Genomic DNA, 13,722 nt, shown 5'->3' with positions numbered 1-13,722 from the left:
TTATTTTTTAGTTATTTTATATAGTTTACCTCCATCGGTAACTGTATATAAGGCACCATCTTTTCCTGCTGTTAATGCCCTGAAGCGTTCACCAAGATCTTTCAATAAGCGCTCTTCACCAATCACTTTATTGTCTTTGATGACTAGTCTGGCAATATGCGCGCCCCCTAATCCGCCGGCAAATAGATTACCTTTCCATTCAGCAATCAAATCGTTATTGTAAAAAGTAATTCCAGAAGGAGAGATACTTGGATCCCAATAGTAAACAGGTTGCTCCATGCCCTCTTTTTGCTGGATGCCCTCACCTACCTTTTCGCCACTATACTCCAGGCCATAGGTAATAACCGGCCAGCCATAGTTTTTCCCCGGTTTGATGATATTAATTTCATCACCTCCACGGGGGCCAAATTCAGCCTCCCATAATTCATTGGTAATAGGGTTCCATGCCAGCCCCTGGGGGTTGCGAAGGCCGTAAGCATAAACTTCAGGCTTCGCATTGGCTGTATTGGCAAAGGGGCCATTAGGAACTGGCTTGCCCTCTTTCGTGATATGTAGAATCTTGCCCAGGGAAGTGGAAAGGTCTTGTGCTTTAACGCGTGTTTCTTCAGAGGAGCGCTCTCCAGCACTCACAAACAAGTTTCCCTGTGCATCAAACAGGATGCGGGAGCCATAATGAAGAGTACCATTATAAGCAGGGGTTGCCTGGTAAATGACAATAGCATTTTCAATTTTACTTTCATCATTGGCCAACCTCCCTTTAGCAATAGCTAAAACATTACCCTGTGGCGTAGCTTGTGAAAACCCCCAATACAACATTCTATTGCTTGTAAACTGAGGATCAATGATCACGTCGAGCAAGCCTCCCTGACCTTCATTAACTACTGCAGGCAAGCCCGTAACGGAGTGTGCTGTAGTGCCATCTGCGTTGAGGATTTTTATGATACCGGATTTTTCGGTTACCAAAAAACGACCATCGGGTAGATTACAGATTGACCATGGTTGTTTTAAGCTGCTGTTGATGACTGTAATATTTAATGGGGTAGTTGTTTTAACAGCCGGTGCACGGGTTTGACCAGGTACTGCTGGTTTATAGTCCGTATTGGGTTTTTGTGTTTCTACTGATGCACCGGTAGAGGTATCTACAGGATTTTGTGCTTTAGAAATTCCTTCACTGTTGTTACAGCCAACTATTGCGGCCATAAAAGTAATCCCTGTAAGTAGGGTTTTGTGATAAATAGTTGCCATAAGATAACAATTAAGGTGAATGATATAACTCATTTAAAGTTAGCATTAAAATTAATGTTAGTGGGTTGGTTAACATAGAAATTACAAACGAATCGATGAATAAGGGTGTGCCCACATGTCTTTAAGGTAATTTGCAGCTAATAGTTTCCATATCATTTAGAGGGCATTGGTAGGGCCTTCGTAGGGCCTTCCTATATCGATTGATAACTGAAGGCCCTGTTAATGCCCTCCAAATACCTGCTCACCGATTAGGTAAATATTATTTGCCAAAAAGGTGTCTAAAACAGAAAGGTCCCATACCATTCTTCATGATACGGGACCTAATGGTACCCAGAAGCAGATTCGAACTGCCACACTCTTACAAGCGCCACCCCCTCAAGGTGGTGCGTCTACCAATTCCGCCACCTGGGTATGATACTGCAAATATAGATTTATTCGCTAAAGTTTATCAAGAAAAGTTAAATTTTAAACATCAAAAGTCAATCCATCATAAGCCAGTCTGATATTTGGCGGCAATTGACTTTCTACATCTTCATGCAAACCTAAATTATGGCTGATATGGGTAAAATAGGTCATTTCGGCATTAATCTCTTTGGCAAAGGCAATTGCCTGTTCCAGGTTAAAGTGAGAAATATGCGTTGCCCTTTGCAAAGCATTGACCACTAAAACCTTAGTCCCTTTAATTTGATCAATAGAACTTTGAGCAACTGTTTTGGCATCAGTGATATAAGTAAAATCATTGATGCGGTAACCATAAATAGGCAGCTTGTAATGCATGATATCAATGGGAATCCATAAGTTCTCCCCTATTGAAAAAGGTTCGCCATCAATTTCATGAAGATTTATTTGAGGTAAGCCTGGATATTGTATTTCAGAAAATATATAAGAGAATTCCCTTTTTAAGGCTTTCTCCACCCTTACATCGGCATAGATCTCAATATTCTTTTTAAGCAAATAGTTGAAAGGCCTGATGTCATCTAAGCCTGCTATGTGGTCTTTATGTTCGTGGGTAAAAACTATGGCATCAAGGTCTTTAACTCCGGCGCGCAACATTTGGTAACGGAAATCAGGTCCGCTATCAATAACGACGGTTTTATCGCCAGTTTCCAGGAGTAAGGAAGTCCTTAACCTATTGTTTCTATAGTCTGTTGAAGTACAAACCGCACATTGACAACAGATAACGGGCACCCCCTGAGAGGTTCCAGTACCTAAAAAAGTTATTTTCAAAATCTATTCAATAAGGTCAGGCTAAAAATATCAAAACTTATCTTAAATCTACGACCTCAACACCAGGATATTTTTTAGCGTCGAACACAAAAGTAGATTCGGCTATACTTGCCATTGGCAAAAATGATTGCACACTGTAAGTATATTTGCTGCCATCTTTATCATATATCAATACTTTGGCAATTTGCTTTGCTGTTTTATCGATACTTAGCTTCACTTTAGTATAGCTTTTCTTAGCATCTAATGGCGTTAAATCAATAGTCTGATAGATCTTGCTGCCTACTTTAGTTTCCCCAACATACGAAGAATTAAATCCCTTTTCATATAAAGTGAAAATTTGAGCAGGGTTTAAGGCATCCGGCGTAAGATCTACTGCGGTTAACTGAACTTCCTGGTCGTCTTTCAAATAGGTCCACTGGTTTTTCCCATCACTGATCAGGTCTCTTTCAGTCATGATCATTTTGTATTTGTTGGCGTTAGCTTTAACGTATAAAGTACCTTTCTCGGTTCTTTTAAGATTAGCTTTAGGGTTGTCTATAGTCAAAGTAAACGCTGCTTTCACTACATTATATGATTTGTATTTTTTACTGACTTCCGCTAATATGGATTTCGCTTTAGCCGCACTTTGTGAAAAGCTTGAAAACGCAACACCAGTTAACAATACGAACAACAGGATAATCTTTTTCATGGGTATATTTTTGTACTATTTACTATTAAGGTTATCCAAGAATTGTTCCAAAGCATATTCATCAGGAATCAACACTTCACGAGCCTTGCTTCCTTCAAAGGGCCCTACAACTCCTGCAGCTTCTAATTGATCTATTATTCTTCCCGCCCTGTTATAACCCAATTTCATCTTCCGTTGTATCAATGAAGTGGAGCCCTGCTGGTGCATAACAATCAGTCTTGCTGCGTCTTCAAACATCACATCTCTGTCTGAAGCATCAAAATCCATCTTTGCATTTTCTGCTGCCTCATCTACATATTCAGGCAATTGATAGGCCTCTGGATATCCTCTTTGGTTGCCAATAAACTCAGAAATACGGTCTACTTCCGGCGTGTCCACAAAGGCACATTGTAGTCGAATCAGGTCATTTCCTGTCGATAACAACATATCTCCTCTACCGATGAGCTGGTCTGCACCACCACTGTCTAAAATAGTACGGGAGTCAATTTTTGACAATACCCTAAAGGCAAGCCTTGCCGGGAAATTCGCTTTAATAGTACCTGTAATGATGTTTACCGATGGTCTTTGTGTAGCAAGCACCAGGTGAATACCAACAGCCCTTGCTAATTGTGCCAGCCTGGCAATTGGTGTTTCAACCTCCTTACCTGCAGTCATCATTAAGTCGGCAAACTCATCCACAATCAGCACGATATAAGGCAGAAAGCGATGTGAGTTATTCGGATTCAACCTTCTTTTGATGAACTTCTCATTGTATTCTTTTAAATTCCGAACCTGTGCATCTTTTAATAAATCATAACGCTGATCCATTTCAATACACAATGAATTTAAGGTTGTAATTACTTTTTTGGTATCTGTAATAATCGCATCGGCCTCTCCGGGAAGCTTCGCTAAAAAGTGTCTCTCAATTTTATTAAATAAGGTAAGCTCCACTTTCTTAGGGTCAACCAAAACAAATTTAAGTTGCGAGGGATGTTTTTTATACAAAAGCGACACCAGGATGGAGTTAATCCCTACCGACTTACCTTGACCCGTTGCCCCGGCAACAAGTAAATGGGGCATTTTTGCCAAATCACCAATATACACTTCATTAGAAATTGTTTTCCCTAAGGCTATAGGTAACTCCATCGTGGTGGATTGGAATTTCTCCGTTGCCAAAATGCTTCTCATAGAAACCATTTCAGGCTGCAAATTTGGAACCTCAATACCAATAGTTCCTTTACCTGGCATAGGGGCAATAATCCTGATCCCTAATGCGGCTAAACTTAAAGCGATATCATCTTCAAGATTTTTGATTTTAGAGATTCTTACCCCTGGTGCAGGGATAATCTCATATAAGGTTACCGTTGGGCCAATGGTAGCCTTAATTTTATCAATCTCAATGTTATAATGATTCAGGGTTTCAACAATCTTATTTTTATTAATCTCCAGTTCTTCCGCATTCACAGAGATCTTATTTGATCCATGATTTTCTAACAAGTCAAGGTGCGGGAATTTATAACTGGCAAGATCCAAAGTAGGGTCATAATTGCCAAACTGTTCTACCAGTTCTTCAGATTTTTTCTCTTCTTCTGTCTTTTCAATGGTCAGCTGTGGCAAAGGCTTTTCAATTTCAGTTTCCACAACCAGCGGCACATGTATTACATTTTTAACCGGCTCTGCCACTTTCACGGTTTCCTTTACACGCTCTACTATCGGTGGAATTACTTCTTCTACCAATGGCTCTTCAAAACGATTAGGTGTTAATACGATATTTTGCTCTTTTCTTTTCTGATTAGAAAACTTGTCATTGATGGAAAACTCCACAGGCTCAGATTTAACCTCGTTGCTCACCACCATTACAGGCTCCGGACCATCAACTTCTATTTCAGCATCAACATCATTTGCTAAAACAACCTTTCGGGCGGGCCATTTAAAATCAATATTATAGGCTATAATTAAAATAGTAAGGGCTAAAAAGGTCAGTAAACCACCCACTCCTGCTGTTCCTATTTGCGCAACCAGTAAACGATTTGCCCAATAACCAAACTCTCCTTCTAAAAAATGAGGTGCTTCAGCAATTAAGGAATGGAAAAACCCAAAGGATAGGGATAAGAACAGTAAAAAAAATAAACTGTAACCCAGCGTTTTCTCTAATGGATAGATTTTCACTTTAAATAACAAGCGATAGCCGATCACAAAAAACACAAAAATAAAGAGAAAGGAGGCCAGACCAAACCATTCATAAATGAATTGGTGAGACAATAGTGCGCCAAATTTACCGAGCCAATTTTGGACAACAGGTGCTAGTTGCACTGCTTTCAACTCCTCAGCGGTCTTAAATAAATTACTCCAGCCACCATTGGCCTCCATTACATAGCTGTAATCATCCTGCCAGGTAAATAAATACGAAGTAAAAGCAATGAGGAAATAAAGTGCCAGGATGATAAAAAACAGCCCCAATATTTTGATGAATCTTCCATCCTGAAAATCAAAACGAGGCATGTATTCAAATCTCTCCTTTTGTGGTTTTGCAGATGATCTTGCCCCTGCACCATCTATGGAATCGTTTTTGAATGAATTAGATTTAAACTGGTTTCCCTTTAACGCCATCTTTTTTGTTCGTATTTATAATCAACAAATATAAATATATAGTAGGATGTATTTTCAGGATTCTAAATACAGTGCTATAAAAAATATAAAATTGCTGATGTGGACACGTTTTTAGATATCCCAGATTCTTAACCTTATCCTTTTAATGTATCGGCGAACATCTAGTACCAACGCTGCGAGTACATAAAAAATGATTGGAAATCCCACCGCGAGGAAGGAAGAGTAGATAAAGAAAAGCCGTATTCTACTGATAGACATCCCTAATCTTTCAGCAAGATAAGTACAAACGCCAAAACTCTGTTTTTCAAAATAAGTGACCACCTGCTGAAACATAGTTATTTCTTTAGTATTTTGATTCCGATACTACAATTTAAACATTTTTTTTGACTGCAATAGTTTTTATTTAACTGCAAAACAGCTTGCGATAAAAAAGCACTCTCCAGCTGTATTCCAGCAAGTTTATATTTTTCAACAAGGGCATTTTTTTCAGCAGGTAAATAGCTTAATAAATCAAATGCCCTATCCACATATCGTTGCTGGTCTGTATATTTTCCATAAACATATAAAAACAAACAAATGGTATTGATCAAAATACTTTCTATTGATGCTTTGCCAATTTGATGATTTACTTTCTTCGTTGTTTTGTGAAAATGAAAATGATTTTCCCAATACGTATGCACCGGTAACTGTTGGAAAAGAGCGTAGTATTCAGAAAAAGCATCCACCTCCAGAAGTTTAGAAAACAAATTTGGTGTCCGCAAAAATAGTGCAGAAAATTGAGCAAGCCTGATGGTGGGAAAATTGTGTGGCCTCATTCTTAAGAACTTCCACAAAGACTCATCCAGCGGTAACAACTGGTGTTTCATTTTTAAGAATTCATATTCCGTTTTTAATTGCTGTGGGTAGCCACCCTCAAAATCAGCATTTAAAAACCCCGCCTGTCCAAATACCAGGGCTTCAATTTGCAAAGGCTGGTTATGGTATTTTTTCAATAAATGGACATTTAAAGAACTCGCTAGCAGCTCAAAGGGCAAGCTATTGACTTTAAAACCAAAGCTTTTGGCCAAAAAATAATAGAATGTTCGCTCCCAATCACCTTTATAAACTTCCAATTGCTGCAATATGACTGTTGTTTTTATTTCCAGCCTTTCTATCAATTGTCGCGTTAGAAAACCATTGACAATCATGGGATCTACCTGCCGGAGCTGCATTTCGCAGGGAAAGTAATGAGTGGCACTGATTAAGGCACTATAATTAGACCATATAGCCTCATCAAACATACCCTTGAGTGCTATAACTGGAATTTCGCTGCCGTTTTTGCGGTAAATAGGCTGATCATTTTCATAAACAACGTGTAATATCACATTGTCATAGGCAGTATCATGTTGATGCTGATGCAGCATCCAGTCAGATGACTTCAAGTGAATCTCTACATGTCCAACCCAAATGGTCTCCTCGATTCTAATTTTAGCCTCTATGAAATCAGGTCCTGCATGATGATGCGAGAACCCTGTTTTAATAATTTGAAGATGACCCCAAGGTTGACTTTGTAGTGCCTTGGGGTTATATAACCTGAATTTCCAGATGAAATGCAAAAAATCTTCTTTGAATAGCATCTCTTAAAGCTAGTCTAAAGGCATTGATTTATTTAATCAACCCTTCACATTGTAGCTTTGATTATACAGGTTGCTTAGCTTTTCTACAAAAGCTTATACAATTTATATAAGGCCTTTTTCAAGAAGTATAGTTTCCATTTCCTGCTGCAGTTTAAAAGCTTCAGCTCTCGCTTTTTCAGCGAAATCCTCGCCTTTACCTGCATAGATAATTCCCCTGGAAGAATTAACCAGCAAACCGCATTGATCATTCAATCCATATTCACAAACGGCAGAAAGACTTCCACCCTGGGCACCAACACCTGGCACTAATAAGAAATTGTCTGGTGCCAGTCTGCGGATGTTTTTAAATTCATCACCTCTTGTAGCGCCAACAACATACATTAATTGTTCACTGTTTGCCCATTGTGATGACACACGGATCACTTCTTCATAGAGTTTTCCTTCAGGGCATGGCTGCACCTGAAAATCACTATGCCCGGAGTTAGAGGTTAAGGCCAGAAGAATTACCCATTTATCCTGGTGATTTAAAAAGGGACCTACAGAATCTGCACCCATATAGGGAGCAACAGTAACCGCATCGAAACCCATTCCTGATTTTTCCTCCTTAAAAAAAGCATCGGCATACATGGCAGAAGTATTTCCAATGTCACCTCTTTTTGCATCTGCAATGGTAAAAATTTCTTTAGGAATGTATTTCCAGGTGTCTATTAAGCTCTGCCAGCCTTTGATGCCATTGGCTTCATAAAAAGCAGTATTAGGTTTATAAGCTACACATAGATCATGTGTGGCATCGATCAGCTGTTTATTGAATTCCAGAATCGGGTCATTGTATTTTAACAAATGTGGAGGTATGTTTTCCAAAACAGGATCGAGACCTACACATAAGAATGATCGCTTCTTTTTTATTTCTTCAAATAATTGGACTTTGGTCATGTGGCAATTTTTGCTGCAAATATGCCATTTTATACAGGTAAATAATCAGTATATTTGAACATTGCTATAAATTAAATTAAAATAATTTTCAAGTTTTACTTGGAGTTTAGGTTACAATTACATACAATTGCATCATAATTCTCTAAAAGTTATCTGATCATTCCCAGAAAATCTCAACATCTTGTTTCTAAATTACAATCACTATTGCGTTTTTTTGCTGTTCAGTCAACAATCACTTTAATAAAAAATTCTCTACAACTATATAATGTTTAATAAAACAGAATTAAATGAAAAGCTCACTGCTGAATTGCGTGAGCTGGCAAAGGCTCAAGGTATTCTAAATGCTGATGAGCTGCGTAAGGCCGAACTGGTAGAAATTATCGCTCAAATTAAAGAGCAGGACATTGTACCAGAAGCAGCTGAAAAAGAACTTGCCCCTGCAAAAATTACCAAGCCCAGGTTATCTAAAGTAAATACAGGAGAAAAACCTGTAAGAAAACGTGCCCGTATTGCATCGAAAGATGAAATGGACACGCCAACGCCAACTAAAGATATCTTGTTTGATGAGCCTTTGATTAAACCATTTGAAAACCTTCCTGAAGTTTTAGCAGAAGAGAAAACACCAAGTCCTGTAGCTGCTGAAAGTGTTGAGGTTAAAGCTAATGAACCTAAGGCCGCTGCAGAAACTGTAGACGCTCCACCTGCGCCTAGTCATCCGGAACAAAGGAATAAAAAACCTGCAAGAGAGGATAACAGACCTAAAAATCAGCCTAACAAAACTAACGAAAACAGCTATTCAAACCTTGATTTCGACAATACCATCACCAATGAAGGTGTATTAGAAATTATGCCTGATGGTTATGGATTTTTAAGATCTGCAGATTACAATTACTTATCTTCTCCTGATGATATTTATGTTTCTCAATCGCAGATTAAGTTGTTTGGTTTAAAAACCGGCGATACTGTTAAAGGAAGCATCAGACCACCAAAAGAAGGTGAGAAATATTTCCCTTTGGTAAGGGTAGAAACCATCAATGGTCGTTTACCTGCTGATGTTCGTGACCGTGTTCCTTTCGATTACCTTACGCCATTATTCCCAACAGAAAGATTTAACCTTTCTAACGACTCTAATAATTATTCAACCAGGATTATTGATTTATTTACCCCAATTGGTAAAGGTCAGCGTGGTTTAATTGTAGCACAACCAAAGACTGGTAAAACCAACCTCTTAAAGGAAGTGGCTAATGCAATTGCAAATAACCACCCAGAAGTATACCTGATTATTCTTTTAATTGACGAAAGACCTGAAGAGGTTACAGATATGGCCAGAAGTGTACGCGCTGAAGTCATTGCTTCTACTTTCGATGAGCCTGCTGAACGTCACGTAAAAATTGCCAACATTGTTTTGGAAAAAGCAAAACGACTGGTAGAATGTGGTCATGATGTAGTGATTCTTTTAGACTCTATAACCCGTTTAGCCAGGGCATATAACACAACGGCTCCTGCTTCAGGAAAAATATTATCCGGTGGTGTAGATGCTAATGCTTTACATAAGCCTAAGCGTTTCTTTGGTGCAGCCAGAAACATTGAAAGAGGTGGTTCCTTAACGATTCTTGCTACGGCATTAACCGATACAGGTTCTAAAATGGATGAGGTCATCTTTGAAGAATTTAAAGGTACCGGTAACATGGAGCTTCAACTGGATCGTAAATTATCTAACAAACGAATTTTCCCTGCTATTGACATCACCGCTTCAAGCACGCGTAGAGACGACTTGCTGCATGACAGAGATACCTTACAACGTGTTTGGATTTTACGTAACCACCTTGCAGATATGAATGCACAGGAAGCGATGGAATTTGTTCAGGCACAAATCAAAAACACAAAGTCTAATGAAGAATTTCTAATTTCGATGAATAGCTAATCCATGAAGAAGCATATCCCTAACGCATTAACGTGCGCAAACCTCCTTTCGGGGTGTATTGGCATCGTATTTGCCTTTAAAGGGGATTTGACCATAACCGCTTACGCAGTATTGATGTCAGGTATTTTTGATTTCTTTGATGGTTTTTCTGCCAGAATACTTCATGTGAAATCTGAAATCGGTAAGGAATTAGACTCTCTTGCGGATATGGTTAGCTTTGGATTTTTACCCGGGGTAGTGATGTTTCAACTGATCACTCAAAGTAATTACACCTCAGCTTATCTTCCTTATGTGGCTTTTTTGATTACGATATTTTCTGCCCTCAGGCTTGCCAAATTCAATCTTGACACCCGGCAAACTGAAGATTTTATTGGGCTTAACACCCCTATGAATACGCTGTTTATTGTTTCTTTGCCCTTTATCCAAAATGATTATCCGGAAATAATTAAATCTACCTTTGTGCTGGTAGGTTTAACCATCCTGATGAGCTGGCTGCTGATCTGTGAAATCAAAATCTTCTCCTTGAAGTTTGGTTCACTAACATGGCAGGATAACAAAGTTAAATATGTATTCCTTATCGTATCCGCTGCATTAATAGCATTTATGAAATTTGCAGCCATACCTTTTGTATTGATTTTGTATATCGCCTCATCGTTTTTACACTTCAAAAACAGCGATATTTAATATTTATAATGCTTTAACGATTTCCGTTAAAGCATTATATTTTTCTGCAGTTCTGCTTTTGCCTCATCCAGTTGTTTATTCAATACGATGATGAAATCATTGATCTGGTCAAATTTAGTTTCCAATCCGTCCAAATCTTTCTGGTCTCTGGCGTCATGCTCCATTACCTGCATGTGGGCTTTGGCATCTTCGCGGCCTACATAAGCAAATGTGGGCTTTATTTTATGTGCACAGCTTGATACTTTTAACCAATCCTGGTTTACAAGGGCCTGCTTAAGGTCTGCCATATAGATAGGTGTTTGTTGTTTAAACATATCTATCATTTCCATCATGAACTCATGGCTGTCGCCAGAAATTTCTCTTAGATAAGAAAGATCTAAGGGTTGATTGTTTTTTTCTTCACTAAGCATTATAATAATTATAAGTTTATATTTTTTGTACAGTTAAATCATCTTCCAGACTCACTAATAATTCTAACACCGTCTTCTTTAATACAGGGTGCTCCACTGTTGCTGCAATTTCTGCCATAGGCACCAACACAAATTTCCTTTTATGCATTTCAGGATGTGGGATTTGTAGCTTCCCCGGAATATCAATCACAGCATCCGCATAAAAAATCAGGTCAATATCGATCAATCGTGACCCCCATTTCTCTAACCTTACCCTTCCCAATTCCTTTTCAATTGCTAAAGCCTCCGCTAATACTTCAATAGCAGGCATCATAGTGTCTACAGCGAGTGCAAAATTGATAAAACCAGGCTGGTCTTCTTTTCCCCAGGCTGCTGTTTCATACATGGATGACCTTGCCTTAACCTGTCCTATTCTACTGCTAATAGCTGTAATAGCCTCTTCAATCAATTGCTCCCGATCGCCTAAATTACTTCCCAGTAACAAATAAACTACTTTACTATCTAATAACATATAAAAGGTCATTTCTTAACCGCCTAAAGTTAGGAAACATTTATGAGCTTATTGCTTTTTGTAAGCTGTGAGCTCATTTAGGATTCCTATATTTACAAACTATTAAAACTATTAACCTTCCTATGAGAGAGTTTTTTAAATATGTTTTCGCTACCGTTGTTGGATTTATCATTTCTATCTTCGTCATTGGCCTGTTTTTTATTGTACTTATTTCTGCACTGGTATCTTCTATCGGTGATGACAAAAAAGTAGCAGTTGTTGCCAATAGTGTCCTTTATTTAAACCTCGATAAGGGGATTAAGGAACGGACGCCAAATAATAAATTTGAGAAATTACCACTGATAGGCTCTGGAGAAAATATTATTGGTATCCGCGATTTTATCCAGGCTGTTAAACATGCCAAAACTGACGACAATATTAAAGTGATCTACCTGACAACAAGCTCTCCTTCTTTAGGTAAAGCTACGCTTAAAGAAATCAGGGATGCCTTAATTGATTTCAGATCCAGCAAAAAGCAAATCATCGCTTACAGCGAAGTGTACTCTCAAGATGCTTACTATATTGCTTCCGCAGCTAATAAAGTTTACTTAAACCCGCAGGGCGGCCTTGAATTTAAAGGCTTCAGCTCAGAATTAATGTTCTTTAAAGGTGCATTGGAAAAAATTGGCGTAGAAGCACAAATTATTCGTGTAGGAAATTACAAAAGCGCTGTAGAGCCTTTTATCAATGATAAAATGAGCGATTTCAATCGTCAGCAAGTCACCGCCTATGTAAGTGGCTTATATGACACTTTCTTAAATGGTATTGCAAGCACAAGATCTATCGCAAAAGACAGCTTATTCAATTGGGCTAATGACTATAAAATTCAACTTCCTCAAGATGCTTTAAGCCATAAATTGGTCGACGGACTTCGATATAAAGACCAGGTGATCGACGAGTTAAAATCGCTGAGTGATATTGAAAAGGACGATAAAATTAAAATGGTTGCTATCAACGATTATGCTGAAAATGTAGCTAACGAAAAGAAAATTGGCAGAAAGAAAATAGCCATCATCTATGCCAATGGGGAGATTCTTAGTGGTGAGGGAAATGATGAATCTATAGGTTCGGAAAGAGTTTCCAGAGCTATTAGAAAAGCAAGACAAGATTCTAGCATCAAGGCTATTGTACTCCGTGTAAATTCTGGTGGAGGTAGTGCACTTGCATCTGATGTTATCTGGAGAGAAATTAGCCTGAGTAAAAAAGTAAAACCTGTTATTGCTTCCTTCGGTGATGTGGCGGCATCAGGCGGTTATTACATTGGTGCTGCTGCAGATTCTATCTTTGTGCAGCCTAACACCATCACAGGTTCCATAGGTGTATTTGGAATTATCCCTAACTTCCAGAACTTGTTGAACAATAAGCTGGGCATCACTTTCGATAGAGTTAAAACAGGTAAATATGCAGATATCATGAGTGTCAACCGGGCTTTGACACCGGGCGAACGCTTCATCATTCAAACTGAAGTTAACCATATTTACGATACTTTTATTGGCCGCGTAGCAGATGGACGTAAAAAAACAAAAGCTCAAATTGACGCAATTGGTGGCGGACGTGTTTGGGTAGGTACAGATGCTGTTAAAATTGGCCTTGCAGACCGTGTTGGAAACTTCAATGATGCCATCGTTGCCGCCGCAAAAAAAGCAAATATTAAAGAATACAGAGTAGTAGAATATCCAGAAAAAACAGATCCACTGGCCTCTTTAATGCAAAGCTCTACTGATAAAATTAAATTATACTATGCTCAACAAGAATTTGGCGATAACTTTATGCTTTACCAGCAAATGAAAAAGGCTATCCTTCATTCAGGTGTTCAGGCACGCATGCCTTTTCAAATTGTAGTACAGTAAAACCAT

The 13,722-nt window shown here is 38.6% G+C and carries 12 protein-coding genes and 1 tRNA gene; 3 read left to right on the top strand and 10 right to left on the bottom strand.

The window, feature by feature from the left end:
- From ACR2F7_RS15335 to pyrF, 8 genes are all read right to left on the bottom strand, one after another.
- A complete protein-coding gene (locus tag ACR2F7_RS15335; protein ID WP_432714421.1) occupies positions 1–1,245 on the bottom strand; it encodes a PQQ-dependent sugar dehydrogenase in 1,245 nt (414 codons plus the stop codon).
- Positions 1,246–1,569: 324 nt separating this feature from the next.
- Positions 1,570–1,656, bottom strand: a tRNA-Leu gene (locus tag ACR2F7_RS15330).
- A 54-nt stretch (positions 1,657–1,710) separates the two neighbouring features.
- A complete protein-coding gene (locus ACR2F7_RS15325) occupies positions 1,711–2,472 on the bottom strand; it encodes an MBL fold metallo-hydrolase (RefSeq protein WP_432714420.1) in 762 nt (253 codons plus the stop codon).
- A gap of 37 nt (positions 2,473–2,509) precedes the next feature.
- Entirely contained in the window at positions 2,510–3,160 is a 651-nt protein-coding gene (locus ACR2F7_RS15320; protein ID WP_432714419.1) for a LolA family protein, read from the bottom strand.
- Positions 3,161–3,175: 15 nt separating this feature from the next.
- Positions 3,176–5,749: a DNA translocase FtsK 4TM domain-containing protein gene (locus ACR2F7_RS15315; protein WP_432714418.1), complete on the bottom strand. Its 2,574-nt coding sequence runs from the start codon at positions 5,747–5,749 to the stop codon at positions 3,176–3,178.
- A 111-nt stretch (positions 5,750–5,860) separates the two neighbouring features.
- Positions 5,861–6,082, bottom strand: a complete 222-nt coding sequence (locus ACR2F7_RS15310; RefSeq protein WP_432714417.1) for a PspC domain-containing protein — start codon at positions 6,080–6,082, stop codon at positions 5,861–5,863.
- Between the two features lie 2 nt (positions 6,083–6,084).
- Entirely contained in the window at positions 6,085–7,365 is a 1,281-nt protein-coding gene (locus ACR2F7_RS15305; protein WP_432714416.1) for a DUF2851 family protein, read from the bottom strand.
- Positions 7,366–7,467: 102 nt separating this feature from the next.
- A complete protein-coding gene (pyrF, locus tag ACR2F7_RS15300) occupies positions 7,468–8,298 on the bottom strand; it encodes an orotidine-5'-phosphate decarboxylase (RefSeq protein WP_432714415.1) in 831 nt (276 codons plus the stop codon).
- A 265-nt stretch (positions 8,299–8,563) separates the two neighbouring features.
- On the opposite strand from pyrF, the gene rho reads away from it, so the two are divergent.
- Both rho and pssA read left to right on the top strand, forming a co-directional pair.
- On the top strand, positions 8,564–10,222 hold the full coding sequence (gene rho, locus ACR2F7_RS15295) for a transcription termination factor Rho (RefSeq protein ID WP_432714414.1): 1,659 nt from the start codon (positions 8,564–8,566) through the stop codon (positions 10,220–10,222).
- A 3-nt stretch (positions 10,223–10,225) separates the two neighbouring features.
- Positions 10,226–10,906, top strand: a complete 681-nt coding sequence (gene pssA / locus ACR2F7_RS15290) for a CDP-diacylglycerol--serine O-phosphatidyltransferase (protein WP_432714413.1) — start codon at positions 10,226–10,228, stop codon at positions 10,904–10,906.
- Positions 10,907–10,932: 26 nt separating this feature from the next.
- On the opposite strand, the gene ACR2F7_RS15285 is transcribed toward pssA, so the two are convergent.
- Complete coding sequence (locus tag ACR2F7_RS15285; protein ID WP_432714412.1) at positions 10,933–11,316, bottom strand: Hpt domain-containing protein; 384 nt, start codon at positions 11,314–11,316, stop codon at positions 10,933–10,935.
- Positions 11,317–11,332: 16 nt separating this feature from the next.
- A complete protein-coding gene (folK, locus tag ACR2F7_RS15280; protein ID WP_432714411.1) occupies positions 11,333–11,827 on the bottom strand; it encodes a 2-amino-4-hydroxy-6-hydroxymethyldihydropteridine diphosphokinase in 495 nt (164 codons plus the stop codon).
- Between the two features lie 122 nt (positions 11,828–11,949).
- On the opposite strand from folK, the gene sppA reads away from it, so the two are divergent.
- Complete coding sequence (sppA, locus tag ACR2F7_RS15275) at positions 11,950–13,716, top strand: signal peptide peptidase SppA (RefSeq protein ID WP_432714410.1); 1,767 nt, start codon at positions 11,950–11,952, stop codon at positions 13,714–13,716.
- The last annotated feature ends 6 nt before the right edge of the window (positions 13,717–13,722 follow it).

The organism is Pedobacter sp., assembly GCF_045628745.1.
Classification (GTDB): domain Bacteria; phylum Bacteroidota; class Bacteroidia; order Sphingobacteriales; family Sphingobacteriaceae; genus Pedobacter.
Note: the sequence above shows the minus strand (reverse complement) of the source record. Positions and strands in the feature narration are given on the sequence as shown.